1 pseudogene is annotated in these 608 nt (G+C 48.4%); it reads right to left on the bottom strand.

The features are described from left to right. Positions 1 to 64: 64 nt before the first annotated feature. A pseudogene (gene vcrD / locus R7Q46_RS28280) lies at positions 65 to 608 on the bottom strand (SctV family type III secretion system export apparatus subunit VcrD); the annotation flags it as partial.

The raw sequence follows: 608 nt of genomic DNA, 5'->3' as shown, positions 1-608 counted from the left end.
TGCCAAAAGTACGGCGTCACGTGGATCCCCGTTTGTTCCAACGATTGTACAAGTGCGGCGTTCATTACATCCCTACCCGTCCAAGTGGCTGAATGTTGATCTGCTGAGTGAGTTCTTGAAACGATAGAACGGGCAAATCGTAATATTCGGATTCAATCAGCTTTCGAACATAACGACGTACATCCATTGAAACCACCAGAACAGGCTTGTTCGGCATACGGCTTAAATCGCCTACAGTCTGTTTTACGTCGCTAACAAATTGCTGCGTAACCGAAGGATCAAGCGCTAAGTAGCTGCCCGCCGAGGTTTGTCGAATACCGCTGCGAATCGTGTCTTCGAGGCTCTGGTCCAGAAGGTATGCCGGCAGCATGTTCTGACCGCTCGCGTACTTGTAACAGATGTAACGCTTTAAGCTTGAACGAATGTATTCCGTCAACTGGACGACATCTTTTTCCTTTTGTCCCCACTCGACCATGGCCTCCAAAATAACGCGAAGGTTACGAATCGAAATGTCCTCAGACACCAAACGCTGCAAAATCTCCGTCATTTTTTGTAGCGGGACGATGCGCTGCGCCTCTTTCACCAATTCAGAATAACTGCCTTCCATT

It is taken from the genome of Vibrio sp. 811 (assembly GCF_033339195.1).
This window is presented reverse-complemented; position numbering and strand designations above follow the sequence as displayed.